Origin of the sequence: Chryseobacterium balustinum, from assembly GCF_900168205.1 — a bacterium.
GTDB lineage: Bacteria > Bacteroidota > Bacteroidia > Flavobacteriales > Weeksellaceae > Chryseobacterium > Chryseobacterium balustinum.
Map to the genome: position 1 here is coordinate 103,837 of NZ_FUZE01000009.1, position 21,788 is coordinate 125,624.

At 32.6% G+C, this 21,788-nt stretch carries 23 protein-coding genes; 4 read left to right on the forward strand and 19 right to left on the reverse strand.

Annotation, left to right across the window (positions count from 1 at the left end):
• Nucleotides 1-26 precede the first annotated feature (26 nt).
• From B5X64_RS12305 to B5X64_RS12360, 12 genes are all read right to left on the reverse strand, one after another.
• Entirely contained in the window at nt 27-284 is a 258-nt protein-coding gene (locus B5X64_RS12305; protein WP_074230319.1) for a phosphopantetheine-binding protein, read from the reverse strand.
• Nucleotides 285-374: 90 nt separating this feature from the next.
• Nucleotides 375-914, reverse strand: coding sequence for a beta-ketoacyl-[acyl-carrier-protein] synthase family protein (locus B5X64_RS12310; protein ID WP_079465538.1), 540 nt, complete (start codon nt 912-914; stop codon nt 375-377).
• 17 nt (nt 915-931) lie between these two features.
• Entirely contained in the window at nt 932-1,219 is a 288-nt protein-coding gene (locus B5X64_RS12315; RefSeq protein ID WP_079465539.1) for a type II toxin-antitoxin system RelE/ParE family toxin, read from the reverse strand.
• Nucleotides 1,209-1,457, reverse strand: coding sequence for an addiction module protein (locus B5X64_RS12320; RefSeq protein WP_079465540.1), 249 nt, complete (start codon nt 1,455-1,457; stop codon nt 1,209-1,211). Before B5X64_RS12320 ends, B5X64_RS12315 begins: the two co-directional genes overlap by 11 nt.
• Before the next feature lie 39 nt (nt 1,458-1,496).
• Complete coding sequence (locus tag B5X64_RS12325; protein ID WP_079465541.1) at nt 1,497-2,663, reverse strand: beta-ketoacyl synthase N-terminal-like domain-containing protein; 1,167 nt, start codon at nt 2,661-2,663, stop codon at nt 1,497-1,499.
• Entirely contained in the window at nt 2,660-3,079 is a 420-nt protein-coding gene (locus tag B5X64_RS12330) for an acyl-CoA thioesterase (RefSeq protein WP_079465542.1), read from the reverse strand. Before B5X64_RS12330 ends, B5X64_RS12325 begins: the two co-directional genes overlap by 4 nt.
• Entirely contained in the window at nt 3,080-3,730 is a 651-nt protein-coding gene (locus B5X64_RS12335; RefSeq protein ID WP_079465543.1) for a hypothetical protein, read from the reverse strand. It lies immediately after the preceding gene.
• Between the two features lie 3 nt (nt 3,731-3,733).
• Nucleotides 3,734-4,996 (reverse strand): ABC transporter permease, encoded by a 1,263-nt coding sequence (locus B5X64_RS12340; RefSeq protein WP_079465544.1) that lies wholly within the window; start codon nt 4,994-4,996, stop codon nt 3,734-3,736.
• Nucleotides 4,986-5,738 (reverse strand): ABC transporter ATP-binding protein, encoded by a 753-nt coding sequence (locus B5X64_RS12345; RefSeq protein ID WP_079465545.1) that lies wholly within the window; start codon nt 5,736-5,738, stop codon nt 4,986-4,988. The genes B5X64_RS12340 and B5X64_RS12345 overlap by 11 nt, the downstream gene beginning before the upstream one ends.
• 1 nt (nt 5,739) lies before the next feature.
• Complete coding sequence (darH, locus tag B5X64_RS12350) at nt 5,740-6,735, reverse strand: BtrH-related acyltransferase DarH (protein ID WP_079465546.1); 996 nt, start codon at nt 6,733-6,735, stop codon at nt 5,740-5,742.
• Nucleotides 6,736-6,737: 2 nt separating this feature from the next.
• Nucleotides 6,738-7,142 carry a flexirubin biosynthesis protein DarG gene (DarG, locus tag B5X64_RS12355; RefSeq protein WP_079465547.1) on the reverse strand — a complete coding sequence of 135 codons (405 nt, stop codon included), beginning with the start codon at nt 7,140-7,142 and terminating at the stop codon, nt 6,738-6,740.
• A gap of 147 nt (nt 7,143-7,289) precedes the next feature.
• Nucleotides 7,290-7,496, reverse strand: coding sequence for a hypothetical protein (locus tag B5X64_RS12360; protein WP_079465548.1), 207 nt, complete (start codon nt 7,494-7,496; stop codon nt 7,290-7,292).
• A 115-nt stretch (nt 7,497-7,611) separates the two neighbouring features.
• Here B5X64_RS12360 and B5X64_RS12365 point away from each other — a divergent pair, with 115 nt between their 5' ends.
• Complete coding sequence (locus tag B5X64_RS12365) at nt 7,612-10,524, forward strand: M16 family metallopeptidase (protein WP_079465549.1); 2,913 nt, start codon at nt 7,612-7,614, stop codon at nt 10,522-10,524.
• An 82-nt stretch (nt 10,525-10,606) separates the two neighbouring features.
• On the opposite strand, the gene B5X64_RS12370 is transcribed toward B5X64_RS12365, so the two are convergent.
• From B5X64_RS12370 to B5X64_RS12400, 7 genes are all read right to left on the reverse strand, one after another.
• Nucleotides 10,607-11,074: a hypothetical protein gene (locus B5X64_RS12370; protein ID WP_079465550.1), complete on the reverse strand. Its 468-nt coding sequence runs from the start codon at nt 11,072-11,074 to the stop codon at nt 10,607-10,609.
• A 163-nt stretch (nt 11,075-11,237) separates the two neighbouring features.
• The gene (locus tag B5X64_RS12375; protein WP_079465551.1) at nt 11,238-11,504 is read right to left on the reverse strand and encodes a hypothetical protein; all 267 of its coding nucleotides are present in this window, start codon (nt 11,502-11,504) and stop codon (nt 11,238-11,240) included.
• Nucleotides 11,505-11,592: 88 nt separating this feature from the next.
• The gene (locus B5X64_RS12380; protein ID WP_079465552.1) at nt 11,593-12,036 is read right to left on the reverse strand and encodes a hotdog family protein; all 444 of its coding nucleotides are present in this window, start codon (nt 12,034-12,036) and stop codon (nt 11,593-11,595) included.
• Between the two features lie 133 nt (nt 12,037-12,169).
• On the reverse strand, nt 12,170-12,601 hold the full coding sequence (locus B5X64_RS12385; RefSeq protein ID WP_079465553.1) for a hotdog family protein: 432 nt from the start codon (nt 12,599-12,601) through the stop codon (nt 12,170-12,172).
• The gene (darB, locus tag B5X64_RS12390) at nt 12,601-13,740 is read right to left on the reverse strand and encodes a dialkylresorcinol biosynthesis protein DarB (protein ID WP_079465554.1); all 1,140 of its coding nucleotides are present in this window, start codon (nt 13,738-13,740) and stop codon (nt 12,601-12,603) included. Before darB ends, B5X64_RS12385 begins: the two co-directional genes overlap by 1 nt.
• A 2-nt stretch (nt 13,741-13,742) precedes the next feature.
• Nucleotides 13,743-14,657 carry a hypothetical protein gene (locus B5X64_RS12395; protein WP_079465555.1) on the reverse strand — a complete coding sequence of 305 codons (915 nt, stop codon included), beginning with the start codon at nt 14,655-14,657 and terminating at the stop codon, nt 13,743-13,745.
• Between the two features lie 42 nt (nt 14,658-14,699).
• Nucleotides 14,700-18,353, reverse strand: a complete 3,654-nt coding sequence (locus tag B5X64_RS12400) for an MMPL family transporter (protein ID WP_079465556.1) — start codon at nt 18,351-18,353, stop codon at nt 14,700-14,702.
• Between the two features lie 190 nt (nt 18,354-18,543).
• Between B5X64_RS12400 and B5X64_RS12405 the strand changes: the two genes are divergently transcribed.
• The 3 genes from B5X64_RS12405 to B5X64_RS12415 are packed head-to-tail and all read left to right on the forward strand — an operon-like array spanning nt 18,544 to nt 21,745.
• Nucleotides 18,544-19,548, forward strand: a complete 1,005-nt coding sequence (locus tag B5X64_RS12405) for a hypothetical protein (protein WP_079465557.1) — start codon at nt 18,544-18,546, stop codon at nt 19,546-19,548.
• 3 nt (nt 19,549-19,551) lie between these two features.
• Complete coding sequence (locus B5X64_RS12410) at nt 19,552-20,691, forward strand: EpsG family protein (protein WP_079465558.1); 1,140 nt, start codon at nt 19,552-19,554, stop codon at nt 20,689-20,691.
• Between the two features lie 16 nt (nt 20,692-20,707).
• Nucleotides 20,708-21,745, forward strand: a complete 1,038-nt coding sequence (locus tag B5X64_RS12415) for an acyltransferase family protein (RefSeq protein ID WP_123921039.1) — start codon at nt 20,708-20,710, stop codon at nt 21,743-21,745.
• Nucleotides 21,746-21,788 lie beyond the last annotated feature (43 nt).

Sequence of the window (21,788 nt, forward strand, 5' to 3'; positions counted from 1 at the left end):
CTAGATTGATACATTGTTAGATTGAATTATTTTGTTCTGTTTTCTTCGATGAATTTTGCCATCACCTCGATAGATTGGAAGATTTCTTTTCCTTTTTTAGGGTCAGATAATTTGATTCCGTAGTCTTTGTCAAGAAGCACAATTAATTCCAAAGCATCGATAGAATCTAATCCAAGACCGCCACCAAATAATGGGTCTGTATCTTTGATTTCTTCTACTGCAACGTCTTCAAGATTAAGAACTTCTATAATTTTTGTTTTTAATTCTAATTTTAAGTCTTCCATTTCTTTTAAATTTACCAATGTATCAATGTACCAGTTTACCAATTGGGACTGAATAGTATTGTTACATTGTTATACTGTTATATTGTTAAATTACGTAGTTAGCAAATATACAAAAGCTTTATAACTTTCCTGATAAAGTTCCACCCAGCCGCATAAGACTTTTTCAGCTTTTCCTGAGTCTAAAATCTGTTTTGCATAAGCGTTTAAAAAATCCTCATCGAATTCATCCAAAACAAAAAAAGCATTTTCGGTCTGCATTTTATGTTTAATACTGATTTCACCAACGCAAATATTAGGTAAAGTATACACAAAAACGGCAGGACTCGGGAAATAATTGTCCTGAGAATTGATACTTTCCTGATATTTAAAATCTGTGTCGAGGCTTGAGGATTTGTTGGCGAAAACCAAAGCAGTCTTGTTGTGATCCTCGTTTTTTAAAATCATTTCAGAAGCAAGAAAAGCGAGTTTGCTTAAGTTATCCATTTTATGAAATTTAGGATAACTCAGTTCTAAACTTTTATAGGCTTCTTTCGCAAAATCTGAAAAGTTTTCTGTTTGAGATTCAAAAATAATTTCGTTGTTGAGAATGATTTTTGAATTTTCTATAGTGCAAATGTCTGTTTTCTTCATTAATAAGTTTCAAAAGTTTAAGGCTTTTTCTCTGGGTTTTGGTAGGTGTTGAAAACAGAGAAGACTACAATTTCGTTGTCTATAATTTCATAAATGATAATGTAAGGAAATTTTTGAATGTATGCCTCACGAAATTGATTACTCTTTAAAGGGTAATGAAGCGGATTTTTGGTAATTCTGTCAAAGAACTTTTGAACACATTTTAAAAATTTAAGACCTAAACCTTTTCTTTTACTTTGGTAATATTCAATTGCTTCTCCTAAATCATTTTCAGCCTCGGGTTTTAAAATTAACTTATAAACCATAATTTTTCATCAATCTTTCTTTTACCTCTTCCCAAGAATAGGATTTCGTCTCGCCTTTCAGATGTTTTTCTCTCCTTTTGTCTAATTCATCATAAAACCATTCCGGAACAGTTGGATTTGATTCTGAAATTACCTCTTCTTCTGCATCAATAATTCCATTGATAATACGTAAGATTCTTTCATCTGCAATATCAATGAATTCGTGAATTCTTTTTCTGATTTCTAAAGTAGATTCCATTTCCTAAAACTTTAATTCTATCAAAATTACAAAATTATTTTATGCTTTTTCCAAAACAATTGCTGCATTACATCCACCAAAACCTGAAGCTGTTTTCAGAATATATTTAATTTCTGCAGGTTGATTTTTTTTAATAATATTTAAATCTTGAGAAACTCCCATTTCTTCAAAGTTTTTAGATGGAATCAACGTGTTATGTAAAGCAGATTCCATAGAAATAATGCTTTCCAATAAACCTGAAGCTCCTAAACAATGTCCGTAATATCCTTTCATACTGTTCAAAGGAACATTTTGTAATTCCATTCGGTTGAAAGCAATCGCTTCCATTTCGTCGTTGTAAATGGTTGCTGTTCCGTGAGCGGAAATAAAATCGATTTGTTCTGCTGAAACTCTCGCTTCTTTCATTGCATTTTGAATGCTTGCAAACAATCCGTCGCCGGTTCTTGAAGGTCCCGAAATATGATTGGCATCATTAATGGCTGAGTCGGCTAAAACTTTAAACTTAAATTTTTCGTTCTGATTTAATTCTGAAGTGATGTAAACCGCTGCTGTTGCTTCACCCAGATTAATTCCGTTACGGTTTTTATCATAAGGTTTGCAAGGTTCGCTTCCAATTGCCTGAAAAGAATTGAATCCTGAAATCACAAACTCTGAAATTTCATCTCCGGCAACGACAAAAGCATCTTTGTATTTTCCTGCCTGAATCATATTTTTCGCTACAGAAATTGCCATAACTCCGGAAACACAAGCGTTGGAAACAACAATTGGTTTGGTTTTAAATCCGAAAAAATCAGCTAATTTTTGGGCTAAATTGGAAAGGTAAACGCCTTCCGGTAAAGTGGTTTTGTTTTTTAATAAACTGATATTTCCTTTTGTTGTAGATAAAATAAAAGCAGTTTCTTCTGTAATGTTATGTCTTTCTACCAAAGGTTTTAGGCTTAGTAAAAACATTTTTTCAAGTCTTGTAAAATTGTCATTGGCTGAACGCCGAATCTTCGATTTCTGAGCGGAGTCGAAGAATCTTTTAAATTCAATTTCTAATTTCTCAGAATCAATTTTAGAAACAAAAAAAGCTTCGTGATTATCGCTAATTTGATGTAAAGCTACGCCCGATTTCCCTTCTAAAAGCGCTTTCCAGTTTGATTCTACATCAAAACCTAAAGGTGTGACGCAGTTATAATCTGTAATGTAAATTTCCTTCATTATAATCCCATTTTATCTTTCCAGGTCTGAAAAAACTCAGGATTGTACAGACATAAGTTATTGTCAGAGTCCAAAAAAACCTGAATGGTTTCGCCACTGCAAACCAATTGATTTTGCTGATTAAAAATCTCGTATTTATAAATCAATTTCGCTGAAACTGAATTCACAAAAGTTGTTACGATATTAAATGTTTCGCCATATTTTAAAGGAAGAAAATGTTCACACGTACTTTTCACAATTGGCGTTACAAATCCAGCTTTCTGAATATCGAGATAAGTTAAACCGTGCTGTCTTCCGAAAGCCTCCCTTCCGTCCTCAAAATACACGATGTAATGACCGTGCCAAACAATTCCCAGTGGATCTGTCTCATTGAAACGTACGCGTACTTCTTCGGTACAAGTTATGTTTTTAGACTGCATTTAGAATTCTATTTTTTGTGATGTCCAATTCCCTTTTGTTGAAACTTTCCATAATTTCCAATGGTTGTTAGAAAAATTAAATGGAAGATTTAGTTTTAATTTTTTAAAATATTCTTTTTCATATTCAGTTATTTTTTCGAAAGGAAAAGCGAACCAAACAGACATTGTTGATTTTTCTGCCATTCTCAAATATATCTGAGAATTCCTAATTCTGAAATCAATCTGAGGAATTAAATTTTGGTTAGGCAAAACCTCCTTAGTTGTAGAATTTTTAAAATAAAAATTCCATTTGATATTTAATGAAATTGGACCAAAAGGATTATTGGGTAGTTGTTGATTTAATTGTAAAAACTCAAACCCTTTCTCAATATTTTTTTGAGATAAATTCCAACTCCAAGATTTAAGAAATCCATCGTTTCTCATTTTCGGAAATCCAAAACTAAATATTAGTTTGATTAAATATTTTAAAACTGAATAATTTTTATGTGCAGATTCATAAATGGTAAGTTCTATTTCTTCTGCTTTAATTTGTGTGAAATCATTCAAAAATTCCAGAGTCTTATTATAGTTTTCCTTTTGGTTTTTATTAGTTAAAGTGTGCGCGCCACCAGATTTTATGGGTAAGCCTTCATATGATATAAATGCTTTCATAAATCAAACACTATTTTGTTTCCTTTCATACAACAACGAAATCGTTACCATCGCAATATAAAATAAAAATAAGAAAATCAATTCTTTAGCAATTTCGCCAAGTCCACTATTTCTCAAAATAATATCGTAATAGGCATTCAGTCCCCAATTCATCGGGGAAAACTGCGCAATTTTCTGCATAAATTCGGGCATCAAAAAAACAGGAACCCAAATTCCACCAACCGCTGCCAAAACTACGACTGATGTTGCACCAAACGGTGCTGACTGTTCCTGCGTATTAGACATTGTTCCTATTAAAACCCCAAATCCAATCGCTGCCAATCCTGCAAATAAAGTTACAATCAGAAGATGAAACATTTTTCCCGTAACGTCAAATTGAGGTAAATCCATCAACGGGAAAAGCCAGATTCCCACTGCAACCATCAGCAAAAACTGAATGACACAAATAATTAAATAAATAAATGTTTTTCCTAAAATATGAATGTAATAAGGAGTCGGGCTCACACGAACTCTCACACTCGTTCCCTGACTTTTTTCTTTAACTAAATTAATTGATAATGGAACGACAATAAAGAAAATCGCAAACAATGCCCAAGCCGGAACATTGTGCTGAACCGAATTTGGCATTAATTCTTCTTTTCCTTTGTTCGGAGTGATTTCTTTAAAAGTAATTAAACTTTTATTTTCAAGGTCTTCGGTTGTTCCTAATTGATCTTGAAAGGCTTTGTATATTTTTTTATTCTCAATTTCAAAAACCATTTTGTTAATGGCATTCATTACTGAATTTTTGAAACCTGCGTTGGTTGCGGGGTCGAAATAGAGATGAATATCTTTGGTTTTTGAAGCCACAGCTTTTACTGCCGTCGAATCGGTTTCCAAGCCAAACGAACTGACAATAGTCTGAACTTTAGAATCTATATTTGAATTTAAATCTTTCGTTAAATTTTCAGGAATGACAATTGCCATTTGATAATCACCTGAAAAAACTGCATTTTGCGCAGATTTTTCATCATAATTTGTCAGTAAATCAAAAGTTTTACTGCGTTGTAATTCCAGCTTTATATTCTTAGAAATTTCAGACTTATCATTATCAATGAAAATAATTGGAATTTTTGAACCTTCCAGATTTTTAAATGTCGAATCCTGAATTAAAGTGATGGTAATTATCAGCAACAAAGGCATTAAAAATATAATGACAATTCCACCCGAATCTCTTTTCAATAACTGAATTTCCTTGATGAAACTTCTCCACAATTTATACAACATCTCTCAATTCTTTTCCGGTTAATGAAATGAAAACATCTTCTAAGTTTTCGGCATTGGCAACTCTTTCAACCAACTCTTCCGGTGTTCCTGTCGCGTGGATTTTTCCGTGGTCTATGATGGCAATTTTTGTGCAGAATTCTTCCGCTTCCGAAAGGTGATGTGAAGTATAAATAATGCACGTTCCTTTTTTATTTAAATCTAAAAGATAATCAATAATTGCTTTTTTGGACTGTACGTCAACACCAACAGTCGGTTCGTCCAGAAACAATACTTTTGGGTTGTGAAGTGTTCCGGCAATTAGATTGCAACGGCGTTTCATTCCACCTGAGAACTGGTCGACTTTTTTATTGGCAAATTTCGTTAAGCCCATTAATTCTAAAGCATCATCGATTTCTTTATGAAGATTTTTATGTTTTAAACCATACAAACTTCCAAAAAACAAAAGGTTTTCTTTCGCCGTCAAAGTCGGGTAGAGCGCATATTCCTGAGGAACAACACCAATGATTTGTTTAATTTTCGAACTGTCTTTTTTAGGTGACAATCCGCTGATGGTAAAACTTCCTGATGTCGGTTTAATTAAACCTGAAAGCATAGAAATCAAGGTGGTTTTTCCAGCTCCGTTGGGACCGAGAATTCCGTAGATTTCATTTTTATCGATGTTCAAAGAAATATCATTAACCGAAAAGTCTTCCGAATTTTTGTATTTCTTGTAAAGGTTTTTTATTTCGATGATATTTTCCAAACTATATCGCTTTTCTCAGTTTTTTATAAAAAGCTTCCTCCAAATCGGCAATATGCAGCATTGATTTTGAAAGCTGATTGTAAATATCGCTTTTCGAATTTCTGTTTTTGTAAACTCGTGCAATATCTACGGCAAAATCTCTCCAAAGATCTCCGATTGCGGTAATTTCTTTAGACAATTCTTTCAGTTCGTCATTTTTAAGAATAACGGCAGCTTCTTGTAAAAAAGCTCCGTAAATAAACCTGAATCCGCCACCGCCGGTTCCTATTTCTTCCTGCATTCTGATTAATTGTCCTAAGTAATGGTTGGTCACTTTTGTGCCTTTTTTATCTGCCCATTTCGGGATACTTTTTGCGACCCAGCGCATTGCTTTTACTCCAATTAATGGAACTGGAGCCAACATATTTTTGCAGGTATCTTTAATTCCTTTTTTAATCGCTTCTTCCAGATTTACATTTTCCGGAATGTGAGTTGGAAAGTACATATGACCTTTTGGAGCGAGTGCTCCTTTTGCATAACGTACTTTTTCCAGTTCTGCTTCAGACAATGTTGTTGCGAAATCCATTACAGGATCACTGATGAGAAATTTTCCGTTTTCTTTTCCGTACACCACGAGATTGTGAGCATTGAAATGGAATTTATATTCTTCAGGAAAATAAGTAAGATTGAAAACGCCTACCTGTAAACCAGTTGGTATATTTTGTTCTAAATTTTTCTCTAAAGCCGTTTGAGCTTCCTGAGGATTTGAGAATTTTTGTCTTTTAATTTTAATTCCCAGTCTTTTTGCCGCCTTGCTGAAAATAGCACCCGGCATCGGGCGGTAACTAAAACCCGGAGCAAAATTAACTTTCAAAAAAGGAAGATATACAAAAAACAGACCCGACCCGATTCCGAAAATCATAGGTTCGCTGAGTTTCAGACCTCTGTTGAGAAGTAGATTGGAGGCAACACCGTTTTCGCAATGTGCAGTTTGGTGGTGTTCAAAATTGATCTTCATTTTTATTTGCCGTTGAAATTTTTTAATTCATCTACCGAAATCTCAAATGCATCTGCATATTTTTTGAGGGTAGAATCGCTGAGTTTTTTAAAAATTTTGGGTTTTGCGTGTCTTTTCACAGTCCATTGCCACATATTAACGTAAGCTGCTAAAACCTGCATATCCATTTTATTTAATTCCATAAAATAGACGATAGGACTTACCAAATTGTTTGCCACATTTTGTTTTGCTTCTTCGATGCGTTCATTAATGAGCTCCATCGATTCTTCGAGAGCTGCTTTTTTGGCATCCCAACCAATGCTGTTTGCTGTGGTGTAATTGTCATTTTCATCAGTCACATACAACACTTCGGTCATATTTGCTGATTGTAAATTACTCTCGTCCTGAGGAAGATCTTGCTTTTTCACCCGAAAATATTGATGTTAATTATCTTTAAAATCTAATTGGCTAAAATAATAAAAATGCAGGACATAAGATTGTGCTATTTTTTTAAACCAAAATAAAAAAGCGCGAAGAAAATCTCAGCGCTCTAACAATAAAAAAGGAATTAAAGTTTATTGACGTACTCTCTGAAGTTTTTTTGTCAGAGAATTTATTGGAAGATAAATTACAGATATTGCTAGAAACAGCATGGTCATCATTGCAAAAAATTCTGTAAAGCGCATTGTCATGCTTGGTTCTTTCACATCGCCATCCATAAGAAAGCCGATTGTTGTAATAATTGCAGAGACCGTAAAAATGTTTAAAAGTTTTCTTTTCATTGTTTAGATTTTTAAATTGTATATCAAACGCAAGTGAACTTGTTTTATTGTATGAACGATTTGTAACGAAACAAATATTATAAAGACTAATGTAATTAAAATAATTAATTTCAACATGAAGAAAATTTTTATTTCTCTTTCTCTTTTTGTGATGTTGCAAGCTGCTGCACAAAAATTTGAAACGCAGAAACAAACGGATGCTCAGGGCTACAGCTTCGAAACTGTGAAAAATGACCAGTCAGGAGTAAGAGTCTATACTTTGAAAAATGGTTTAAAAGTATATCTTGCTAAAAATGACGATGCACCGAGAATTCAGACTTATATTCCAGTAAGAACAGGTTCTAATAACGATCCTAGCGACAATACCGGTCTTGCTCATTACTTAGAGCATATGGTTTTCAAAGGGACTTCACATTTGGGAACTCAGGATTGGGCAAAAGAAAAAGCTATTTTAAAGCAAATTTCTGATCTTTACGAACAGCACAAAGCGGAAAAAGATCCTGAGAAGAAAAAAGCACTTTATAAAAAAATAGATGAGGTTTCTCAGGAAGCTTCAAAATATGCAATTGCCAACGAATACGACAAGGCAATTTCATCTTTGGGTGCAACAGGAACTAATGCTCATACCTGGTTAGACGAAACTGTTTACAAAAATAACATCCCTGCAAACGAGCTTGAAAAATGGCTTAAAGTAGAAAAAGAGCGTTTCTCTGAATTGGTTTTAAGACTTTTCCATACAGAATTGGAAGCGGTTTACGAAGAATTCAATAGAGCGCAGGATAATGACGGACGTTTGGTAAATTATGCATTAATGGATGCACTTTTCCCAAAACATCCAAACGGTCAGCAAACAACAATTGGTACTTCAGAGCATTTGAAAAGTCCTTCAATGGAGGCAATTCATAAATATTTTGATACCTATTATGTTCCTAATAACATGGCGGTAGTTTTAGTTGGAGATTTAGATTTCGACAAAACTATTAAAATGGTAGACCAGTATTTCGGTTCATTCAAATACAAAGAATTGCCGATGAAGAAAATGGTTTCAGAAGAACCAATGACTTCTATTGTAACAAGAACTGTAAAAAGCCCATCTACACCAAGAATGACAATCGCTTGGAGAACAGATTCTAACGGAACTAAAGAGGCTAGATTGGCAACAATGGTAGGTGAAATCTTGAGCAACAACGGTGATGCAGGATTAATCGACCTTAACATTAATCAAAAACAAGCGACTTTAGGAGCAGGAGCTTATGCTTCACCTTTAAAAACATACGGATCTTTTAATATGTATGTAACTCCGAAAGATGGGCAGAGTTTTGATGCTGCTAAAAAATTACTTTTTGCTCAGATTGATTTAATTAAAAAAGGACAGTTTCCTGAATGGATGTTGAAAGCTATCATTAATGATATGAGAGTACAGCGTATGAAAGGTTGGGAAACTGCGGATGGTTTAGCAACAACACTTTACGGAGCTTATATTGGTGAAAGAACCTGGGAGCAGGAACTTGACGAAATTAATCAGTTTGAAAAAATTACAAAATCTGACGTTGTAAAATTTGCCAATGATTTCTTTAAAGATAACTATGTTGTGATCTACAAAGAGAAAGGGGTGAATGATAAATTGGTTCGTGTAGAAAACCCGGGAATTACACCAATTAAACTGAACAGAGATGTACAGTCGCCTTTCCTTAAGGATATTTTAAGTACAAAAGTTGCAGAAATAAAACCTCAGTTTGTTGATTACAAAACTGCCATTGCAACGACTGAAATCAAAGATAAGAAGATAAGTTTCGTTAACAACAAATACAATAAAGTTGCTCAGGTAAGTTATATTTTCCCATTCGGAACAGATAACGATAAAGAGCTTTCTTTAGGTGTAAGTGTTTTACAGTATTTAGGAACGGATAAATATACTCCTGAGCAACTGAAAGAAGAATTCTACAAATTAGGAATTTCAAACAGCTTCAGAACAACTAATGATCAAACTTTCATTACATTAAGCGGTCTTGAAGGGAATATGAAAAAAGGGGTAGAATTGTTGGATCACTGGTTGAAAAACGTAAAAGCAGATCAGACAATTTACAATCAAACGGTAAAGACTATCCTTGAGTCTAGAGATGTTGCTAAGAAAGACAAGAACAGAATTATGGCGGCACTTTCCAACTATGCTAAATACGGGAAAGATTCCAGAATGACCGATATTATTTCTAAAGAAAGACTTCAGAATATCAATGTAACTGAACTGATGTCGAAAATCAAGACTTTAAATAATTATCCTTACGAAGTTTTCCTTTACGGAGAAAGCCAGAAAGATCTTGAGAAAGCGGTAAAACCATTTATTGCAAACGCAACTTTACAGCCTGCAAAAGCGAAAGTATATGCAGAACCTGCAACGGGAGGAACTGTTTATTTTGCCAACTACGACATGGTACAAATGGAAATGTCTAAAATCGCAAAAGGAAGTGATGTAAATCTTGCTAACTTTGGTAAAGCCAATGTTTTTAACGAATATTTTGGTAGAGGTTTGTCTTCAATTGTCTTCCAGGAGATCAGAGAGAGTAAATCTTTGGCATATTCTGCTTACGTTTCTTATGCTACAGCAAACGAAAAAGACCATCCGAACTATGTAACCAACTATATCGGAACTCAGTCTAATAAATTGCCTTTAGCGGTAACTGCAATGAATGAATTGATGGCAGATTTCCCACAAATTCCTGCTCAGTTTGAGAATTCTAAAGGTTCGGCTTTAAAGCAAATTGCATCTAATAGAATCAACAGAACAAATATTTTCTATAATCAAATGGCTCTTAAAAAACTGGGAGTTGATTATGATATCAGAAAAGATGTTTATTCTGAAATTCAGTCATTGACTTTGCCTCAGTTGACAGGTTTCTACAACACAGAAATTAAACCATTGATGTACAATACGGCCATTATCGGAAAAAGAGAAAACCTGAATATGGAATCGATCAACAAAATGGGTGACTTTAAAGAAGTGACATTAGAAGAAATCTTTGGATATTAATTTTCATTAATATAAATTGTTTGAAGTGAGGCAGAAATGTCTCACTTTTTTGTTTTAATAATATAATTAACGTTTCAGAAAATTACCAACAATCTTTAAAAAAAGAATAATTGCCTCTTAAACCATATGCAATATAACCACTTTTATCGTAGTAGTATGTTTTCTTTCCATTCTTCTTATATAACCATGATTTAAGGCTGAAATCTGTATATAATGTATCAATGGAATTTTTATTAGGAACTAAAAAACAGTAATTGTAATTCTTGAAAGTTTTAGAATCTGATATATTTAGTTCCAAAACTTTATCTTTTACATTTAAAATTTTTTCAGGATCATCTTTGTCTCCCCATTTCATGTCAAGATTCATGAATGCGTGTTCCTCAGGATTATCCCAAAACATTTTTTCACCATAATCAAAAAGATATTCTTTTGAATACATGAATTTAACTACTTTGATTTCATTTGTTTTTGATGATACGCTGTATATTTTTAAAGAATACAAAGTTGTTAAAGAAAGTAATAAAGGGATAAATAAATTTTTAAAATTCATTTTTAAAAGTTTGAGCTAAAATAAATCATTTTCTCTAAAGAGCTTTTTATCATCAACCATTATTAAAAAAGCAAACGAACGAATGCAACAAATTCTAAAATTTTTATGATAAAAGAAATTGTAAATACAATTTTGCTGTTAAAAACGAAAACTTCAATAGTTTTTACCTCCTCTTGTATTTCAGTTGCGCCAAAAGATAAATTTCATTCTTTTCTAAATCATTACACCAGGTTCGTTCTACAACCAAGGCGTTGTTATATAGGCCAAGATCTTCCATGTTTTCATAATATTTTATTCTTTCGGAGGTTTGATACTTAAAAAAAGAAATCAGGTTTACCTCATCACCAACTTGTGGTGCTACAGGAAATTCTACAGAGTTTTCAAACTCAAATTCAATGTCATACGAATAGAATCTTACCTTTATGCTCATAACTATATTTTTCTCAAATATATCGAGAATTTAGTCAATAAAAAAAGCCAACTCTAAAGTTGGCTCCTGTATTTTGGAATGAAATTTTTTATGATTCGATTTCCTGAATAAACAAACTGATTTGCGTACGAATCAACAGTTGATCATCCAAAAAAGTTTCACAGAAAATATTACAGATATTTTCATATTTCGAAATCAAGGAAGCTTTAGAAATAATCCTGTCACCAATTTGCGGCAACCCGAAAACTTCAATTTTTTTGATGTTGGTAATAAAACCGATTACTTTGGTGTTTGATTCCGGATCTTCAAAAAAGCTTTGTCCGAGAATCGATGATGAGGTTTGTGCAGAATGTTCAATTAATCCTGCTTCCACAAACTGATTGTTGTGTACAAAAATATTGTCTGGAGTAATTTCAAAAGAAGTCACAACATTTTCCGGAGTAAGCTCCAGAATATAATCTGCCATCAACATCGGGTTGCGATGAGGCAAAAAATGATGAATATTGATGAGGTTTTCTTCTTTTAATTCCATTGTTTTTTAAACCTATTGTTGATAACGTCACTTCGAGTAGATTTTGATAAAAATCGTATCGAGAAGTTTTTGATTAAAGTTCTCGATATAAATTCTTGCAGAATTTTACTCGAACTGACGAATACTGTTTAAATTATTTTACGACCGTCTTCATTTCAGACTTTGCAATAACTTCATTATTTACTTTCGTACTGATTTGAACCAAAGTTACACCCATCATTTCATTGATGATTTTTACTTCAGAAACCAATTGATCTCCAGTTTTAGGTAAAGTTTCTGCTGCAAAGGTTTTAATCGCACCAATATATCCTGTAGGAGCTTCTTTTCCTAAAAGATAAAATTTATATCCTGTATGAAGCGCTACACTTTGCGCCTGATGTTCGATCAAGCCTGAGGCCTGAAAAATTCCTTCATGCACAAAAATATTTTCTTCTTTAATGGTAAACCCTGAAACCAAATGCTCTTCAGAATATTCTGAAATACGGTTTACCATCACAAAAGGAAATTTCTGTGGAATTAAACTTTCTACGAAATTCTGGTCAGATGTTGGTAAAGAAATATCCATTAGCAAACCGTTAATAAGGCACAAGAATAAGCAAATCTTCCACTTTCGGGAACGCAAAGCATGATTCTTTCTCCTTTTTTAAGTTTACTAGAATTCATCAATTGTTCAACTGCAATAAAGATTGAACCAGCCCCAATGTTTCCAACTTCCGAAAGGTTATAGAACCATTTTTCCCAAGGGAAATCAAGACCTACTTTAGCAAATTCCTCTTTTAAACCTTCTTTAAAGTAGCCGGAAGAAATATGTGCCAAAACATGGTCGATAGAATCCGGATCAAGATCGTGTTTGGTAAAAGATGCTCGTAGACTTTCTGCACCTTTCACTAAAATATATTTATCTAAAATCTTGGTATCTTGTTTTAAAGCAAAAATAGATTGGTTCAACCATTCTTCAGCAGGATATTCTGCCCAAGATTTTAAGCTTCCATCTTCCTGTTTTTCACAACCGGAATACATACATGCTTCGATCTCGTGAGCATAAGAATAGAAATCGATCCATTCTATTTTCAAAGAAGTTTCGTTTTCTCTTGGTTTGTTTTCCAATAAAAATGCACCGGCTCCGTCAGAAAGCATCCATCTCAAAAATTCTCTTTTGAAAGCTACAATTGGTCTTTCTTCCAGAAGTTTTAAGTTTTCGGCTTCATGATTAAATTTATCTGCAGTCATCCATGCAGACATTCTTTCTGAACCTACGCAAACTGCATTATCTTTAACTCCGGCTTTAATATTTAAGAAACCATAATTTAAAGCGTTCATTCCTGAATTACAAAGTCCGGTTGAGGTGTTAATTTCAACAGATTTTCCGATGTTCAGTTCACCATGCACCATTGATGCGTGAGAAGGTTGAATTTGGTCTGCAGAGGTTGTTCCGCACGAAAGCAATTCCATATCTTCTTTTTTGAAATTTTCATCAAAAAGACCTTCAATTGCTTTTGCTGTAATCTGCGCATTGGTGTGCGTAGATTTTCCGTTTTTATCTAAAGCGTAATATCTGGTTTTAATTTTATTATTTCTTAGAATCAGTGCTTTTGCTTTTGACGGTTTGTCATTTATATAGCCAAGATACGTTTCCATTTCGTCATTAGAAACCGGTTCATTCGGCAAGTATGTTGAAGCTTTTGTTATAAATACGTCGTACATTTCTATTTTAAATTAATTCCTTGTAAATATTTTTTCTGTTTTTGTCTTTTCGTCCATAAAATTGGAGCAAGCAAGATATGAAAAATCAACACAATAGGTGAGATTATCCAAATTGCTGCCATCAAATATACCTTAAAGAATTTTATCAGCAATGGTCGTTTTTCTTTTTTCTTTATGATCAGATTAGACCAAATTGTAAAGATTTTATTCCCTACTTTTTCAACTCTCACAAGGAAAGCTCTGATTTCCACAGCTCCGTTCTTTACCAGATCAGGTTGAAGATTGGCGAGATTATTATTTTCAAAATGATTTTCAATAATCTTACCATATTTTCCGGCTCCGTTGATCTCTTCATCCGAAACTCCGGCGGCGGGAAGTATTCCTGATTTTTCTTTTTGCCCGGTAGTCATCCAGCGAAGAATAGTCAATACGCTTGTGTAATTGTCTCTTCTGTCTACTAATGCAATATTTCCGACCAGTTTAGCATCGAAATTCTTTAAATAAACTTTCAGTTTTTCCTGAGAAAGCATCCACATATTTCGGGTTGCAGAAATGGTAACCACCGGTGTGTTTTTTAAAATATCTGCTGCATATCCGCTTTTCAGAAATGAGATGATCGGAATTGATGGCGTAAGATACCAAACCTGATATCCAAAAAGAATCAAATCAAATTTAGTATTGAGCACTTCTTCCGGTGGTGGAAGAATTTCGCTGGGAATCTGTAAATAAGATTCGGGAAACGTGTTAAAAAAAACATCACTTGGCCACGGAAAAGGAAAATCTTTTTTGAGCTGAATGTTGTAGTACGTCACTTTATATTCGTCTTTTTTATCTTCAAACGGCTGAGCAATATTTTTTACAATATCCTCCAGCTGTCCGGTTTGAGTGTAATAAATGACAAGTATATTTTTTTGCATTAATCTATTTTATGGATTACAAAAATAAGATTTTCATATTTATTATTCGTGCCTAAATATTTTTATTGATTCTGAAATAAGAACCTCTTTATAATTAGAGTTTTCAAAAGTCTGATTCTTTCTATTCAATAAAATAATTGTCTCAGGAAAATCTTTGATATCATTAAGATTAAAATTATCGTCAGAAATTAAAAGAACATCAACTTTTTTATTGATTTGGCTCTGATTATCAATGTAGAAAATTTTTCTTCTTTGTACCAGATAATTGTTTTTTGCAACCAATCTTTTTTCTTCTTCATTAATTAAACTGAAAATTCTTCTTCCCGCTTGTTGCAGTGTAAGCAAAATGTCTTTTTGCCCAAAATCATCTGCAATGTGAAAAATGGTCGCATCGCTTGAGATGTGTTTGTTCAATTCAAAATAAACCGATTTGTTTTTGTTGAAATCTTGTTTTACAGGTTTTACAACTTCGTTCTCTTTATATAAATAGCTTAAAAACAGTTTCTTTTTAAAATAGTTTTCGTCTTCCAACTCATTTCTAAGATTGGCAAATTCTTCTCTGAAATACGCATTGATTTTTTTCGTTCTTTCAGAATAATCTTTTCCAAAATTTAAATCATCTTTATTGATTCTGTCGCCCACTTTTACGGTAATGCTTCCGTCGTAGATGATAAAATCGCCTTTTGGCTGCACTTCAGAGTTTCCGTGAATATAAATCGGAACAATATCTAAACTAAATTGTTCGGCGAGATAAAAAGCGCCTTTGTGAAATCTTTTTACATCATTCGTATAAGAACGTTCAGATTCAGGAAAAACAACTAAAGAATATCCTTGTTCAATTTTTTCTTTCAATTGCTCCATTCCGTTTTCTATACCTTGAGAAACCGGATAGAAACCTAAAGCTCTGACCAGTTTTCCGAAAACCGGAGAATGATATACCCAATCATTTACCAAATAAATAATTTTATGATTACTCATTGCCAAAGCTAAAGTATCGAGAAAAGAAGTATGATTGGCAATAATTACGGCGGGTTTAGAAAAATCTTCATTCGGGTTTTTAATCACTCTTTTCTTTACAAACGGATTGGAATATAAAACAGAAGTCAGAAATTTTGCTAAGATTAATTTAATTAAGTCTAAAGTTTTCCCTTTCGATCTTTTCACAAAAATACTTCCGATTGCAGAAAAGATCAATCCGCCTAAACCATAATATAAAAATGAAATAACAGAATTTAAAAACAGTCTTAAAGTAATTGGAGATAATCCTTTTTTCGATCTGTTGGTAATTAAAAACCTAAACCAAAACGGGTATAAAGTAGACGTAATGACGATCACTGAAAACATTCCGATTAAAGCAACTAAAGCTAAAGAATGTAAAGCCGGATGTTTTGCAAAAATCAACGAACCGATCGATAAAATAGTGGTGAAAACTGCCAGAATAATAGATGTTCTGTAAGTCGGAAGCTCATTTTTCCCGTTTGTATGTTCTTTCTGCATTGCTTTCGTGAGGAAAATGCTGAAATCGTCGCCGACTCCAAAAACCAAAGTACAAACGACGGTGCTGAAAATATTTAATTCCAATCCTAAAAAATAAAGAATTCCAGCTGTGACAACTCCCGTTAAAACAATAGGAAACATTGTTAAAAGCGAAAGTTCAAAATTTCTGAAAAAAACAATAATCGTTAAAACAATTGCTAAAAGAGAATAATTAATCAATGTATTAAAATCTCTTTTCAGTAAACCTAAAAAGTTTTCATTCATCTGTTGACGGTCGATTGCTAAAGCTTCGTGGCTTTTTTCGACATCTTTGATGAATGCGTCCCTATTTTTCTCGTCAACTTTTACAACATTCGAAACGGTATAAAATCCTTTTTCATTGCTAAGGAATTCTGAGATTTGGAACGCTTTTACTTTTTCATAATCTTTTAAACTTAAAGTAGAGTAAGTTTTATTTAAGTTTTCATTAAACTGGTCAAATGCAGAAGCATTGAAACCAAATTTGTTTCCGTTTTGAACTAATTCAGAAATTATCTGGTCTTTTTTGTTTTGATTCCAGAACTGATTCCACTGGTCAACTTTTTTCTGCTGATCTTTTTCGGATAAAACCACATTTCCAATCGAGTTGTAGCTTAAAATTTTCCCTTCCTGTTTTTCCTTTTCCAAAAACTGACTCAATTGAGAATTTCTTGTCAACGCTTCACTTTCAGAATTTCCGTAAGAAATGGTATAAATCGATTTTGAAGTGATATCAGATAATTTTTCAAGCTTGGCTTCACTTATTTTAAGATCTTTCGGAATATAATTTAAATCGCCAATGTCTTCATTAAAACCAACGTGTCTGAAACCGAAAAGACAAGCGATGATGATCAGAGAACATCCGATAATCAACGGTTTGTTCTTCTCATAAGGATAGCTCCCTATTTTATCGATGAAATTGGTGTTGGTTTTTTCTTCATCTGCTTTTGGATGATACAATTGTGGAACAATAATCAACGCTGCAAAAGATGACAGGAAAACCGTAATCGAAGCAAAAAGGCCTAAATCTTTCAGCGCTTCTGAACGAACGAAAACCAGGCATAAAAACGAAACCGCGGTAGTTGCGCTACTCAGAATAATGGGTTGTGTAATTTCTTTATAAAGCTCTTCAATATTATTGTTGTGCTTGTAATGCGTAAGAATATGAAGGGCATAATCAATGGTAATTCCGATGAGAATTGCACCAACGCTGAGCGAAATTGCGGAGATTTTATCTTTAATAAAGTATAAAATCATCAGTGAAATAAAAACAGCAAAAACAGTCGGCAAAAACACAATCAATGGCGTGAAGAAGTTTCTGAAATAATACATCAGCAAAATCAGAAGAACCGTCATCGAAATAATCACCGTATTTTGAATATCTTTCTTGATCTGTTGAGCATTGGCAACGGCAATCACAGGTGATCCAAAATAACTGATCTCGGTTTTTCCGTTAAAAGTTTTGTTGATCTCGTCTTTGATTTCGTTTAATTGATTGACGAAAACTTCGTTGTTTTTGGTGTCGTTACTTTTATTTTTAGGATCGATGAAAAGCAAAAGATTTTTGCCGTCTTTGGTGACGATATAATTGTCTTCAAGCTTAAAATCTTTGCTGATATTAAGCGCATTCAGTTTTTTGATACCAAGAAAAGTAATTCCGAGAGGGTCTTTTTTGATGAAATCTTTGGTCACTAAACTTGTAGGCGAAACCAGTGAAACATAATTATTCTCAACCTGTTTGGCAATGCTGTCTTTGTTGAGCTTTCTTTCGATTTCTGCGTAATCTTTTTCGTTTAAAAACAAAGGAAGATTCTGGTTGACAAAATCGAAAGTCTCAGAAATCTCATTGTCATTTACTTTTCCCTGAACTGAGCCAATGTATTTTTTTAAAGGTTCAATTTTATTTAAAAAAGTATCTGCAGTTTCCGAAAGCTGAAAATTCTCGTCTTTAGATTTCTTCTCAATAATGATAATGATTTTATCGGAAAAGTTAAGTTGCTGTAGAACTTTAGCCGTTAAATCAGACTTTTCGTTTTTAGGAATAATTTGATTAATGTCTTCCTCGAAATTTATTTTCGAAGCAAAAAAGCCACAAATGATAAGAATTCCCAACGCCATAGCGATAGAAATAAAACGATTTTTTGAAATCAGATAATATAAATGGATGAAAAAACGATGCATGAGCTTCTTAAATCAGGTTTGCAAATTTAAATTTTTAAGTAGTAGTTCAAAACAATTATTTGATAAGTTTTAACTGTAAATCAATAAAATATTGAATGTAAAATGAAAAAAACTTATACTTTTGTAAAAATTCCCTCACTGTTAAGTTATTTATAGCAGGAAAATGTTCTTAAAGGCACAACGGTTTTATATGTTGAAAATATTTGATGAAAAATTATCCGGATTTCTGTTTGTAGTAATTTTACCGTTTCTGCTTTTTTTCATGTCTTATTATGGATTTGAGTCTTCTTATACTCAGTTTAAGACTTCTGAAAGACCACCAGAGTTTTTGTTTTCTTCGGTGTATTCTTACAGGATAATTCCTAATTATCTGAGTATTTATATGACAGATTTTATGGAGTACAGTATCAATAGTTTTTTATTGCCATGGAAAAATCTTCTTATTAAAAATGGAACCTCGTTTTATCATGGTCTTTTTTTGATGAATACTGTTTTCTTTATTTTAAGTTCGATAATTATTAATGCGATTTTAAAATTTAGAGCGGTTGAACTATTTTCAAATATTCATATCAGGAGAATTGTGCATCTTTTGATGATTTTTTTTATTGTGATGACGCAGTATACTCCTTCAAACTGTGATGCAATTGCTTTGTTTTGTTATTTATCGGGAATTGTTTTGACTTTAAAATATCTTCACACCAACAGAAGTCTGTTTTTTTATTTATTGATTATTCTCATTGTGGTATCAACTCTTGTGAGGGAAACTGCATGTCTTAATATTGCTTTCTTTGCTGCTGTTTTTTTCAGTGTAAGAGAATTAAAACAGAAAAATTTTCAATTTATTTGGAAGGTGATTCCTTTACTTTTATCTTTCCTGATTCCCTATTTGGGTTTAAGGATTTTTTTAAATCACGAAGAAACGTCTTTTATGGAAGGAGTTTATGTTGTTGCTAATTTTACAAGTCCTTTTAATCTTGCCGGATTGCTGTTTTCTGCTATTGCACTTTATTTTATGTGTAGACTTTGTACAAATGATAAAAGCAGATTGGTTTTCAAAAAATATTTATTCTTTTCACTGCCTTATATTGGAATGATTACTTTAGTTGGGCTCTTTTGGGAAGTGAGATTATTTTTACCACTTATTTTGACTGGAGTATTGGTAGCAGGTCATGATTTTAAAAAAATATATATTTAAGCGATGAGTTTATTGCACCCCTATTATCTGATTGCTATTATTTACATGCTTATTTTAAGCTTTCAGGAAGTTTATGTAAAAAAAGTTGAAAAAAAATGGCTTTGGTTTTTGGCGGTCTACTTAATTATTGTTGCAGGGCTTCGTGAGAATGTGGGGCCTGACTATGGGAGTTACCAAATGATTTATTATTATTCTGATACTAAAGATTATGTGAGTATCATTATGAAGGGCTTGTTTATGGAAGGTCCCCAATCCATGGAGCTTGAGTGGCTGTTTGTGCTGATCAATAAAATACTGATCAATATCTTCAATGCTCCTTTTTATATGTTGACTCTTGTAATTGCAGTAATCACTATTTTTTTCAAAATAGAATATATCGATAATAATACTTTTTATCCTTTTACATTTATATTATTTCTTTTTATTCCAGGATTTTTTGTAGGTGAAAGCGGGCAAATTAGGCAATGTCTAGGGACGTATGTCGTTTATTATGCGATACGCTTCATCAAAGAAGAAAAGCTTTGGATGTATCTTCTGTGTATTTATTTGGCGGCAGGAATTCATAATGTTTGTTACTTGTTTTTACCAATGTATTGGATTGCTAGAATTCCTCTGAACAAATTTTGGATGCTTGCTTTAATTATTTTATCAATTTTTGCTTCTCCATTTGAAGTGTATAAAATTTTTGGTAATTTTTTGGATAGTATTGCCAGCGATAGTATGCTTGTTGTAGGATTTAATGGATATATGGATGAGAGTGTAGAAAGATTAAACGGAGGTTTTGGTATTCCCGAAGGGATGATGATGATTCTTACTTTCTTTCTGTTTTGCTTTGATACACCAATGAAGGAGAAGTTCCCTTATTATGAGTATCATCGAAATTATGCTATTGTAGCAATTTGTTTCTATTTTATTTTCCGTAATAATTCTATATTTTCGTCACGTTTGGCAGGATCCTTTATCATCTTTGCTTACATATTAATACCCAACGCTATGTATGTTGTATCCCATAATAAGAAAAAGATGATTCATTCATTTATTATGGCTTTAGTATTATTTTATTTTGTTGTTTTTTCTAGTTTTCAAAATATAAAATCAGGAAGATTTACTATTGATCTTTATAAAAATTATCTTCTCCCGTAATTTAAAATTTAATATAATGAAAAAAGAAAGGATTTTAGTACTAGATGGTCTAAGGGGGCTTGCTATTTTACTGGTTTTTTTGTTTCATGGATATTATGTTTGGGATATATTTTACCCTTATAAAAAATTGTTTTCGGAGAATATATTATTCAAATATGGTAGTCTTGGGGTACAGTTGTTTTTTTTAATATCAGGTTTTGTTATTTTGATGTCTGTTGAGAAGACTTCTGGTTTTTTAAAGTTTCTTAAAAACAGATGGCTTCGGCTTTTTCCAAGTATGCTGATCTGTAGTGTTTTCATATATTTAACTGCCGGTTTTTTTCATGAGAGACCGTTTGGTATTCCAGAGTTGAAATCACTTTTACCAGGTGTCTTATTTATTAACAATGGTATTTTAGAAAAAATTTTCGGAACCAATTTTCCGGTTTTGGAATTGTCTTTCTGGTCTTTGTACGTTGAGGTAAAGTTTTATATTATTTTTGGCGCACTGTTTTTTGCTTTCAACAGGCGTGTCGCATTAATAGGCATTTTTCTGTTATACCTATCTGCATTAGTCTTACAGATTTTGTGTTTTCATGAATTATTATTTGAGAATACATGGATTAAAATGTATGTTGGAACATTTATTCATTTTGGATGGTTTGTTGTAGGTGCTTTAACGTATATCTATTATTATAATCGAGATAGGAAATACTTATTTATGATCCTTTTTGTTTGGATGTGCTCATTATTGTATGGATATAAGTTTCAGGATTTAATGTTGCTTATCTATTTGATTGTATTGAATTTAATTTTTTTTGGAGCCTTATTTTGGAAAAGACTAAATCTTTTTTTCTCAAACCGTTTTTTTCAATTTATTGGATTTATTAGTTATCCATTGTATCTATTGCATGAAAATATGCTGATATCATTAATTATTAAAATTTACAATCAATATCCTGAAATTCCACCTTTGCTGTTGCCTGTTTTTTCTTTTGTATTTATCGGTTTTCTGGCCTATATCATTGCAAAATACCTAGAACCATTTTTAATTAAACTAGTAATGAAGCTATAGTTGCTTACGTACCTTTTCAATTAAGTGTTTTTTTATGAACTTT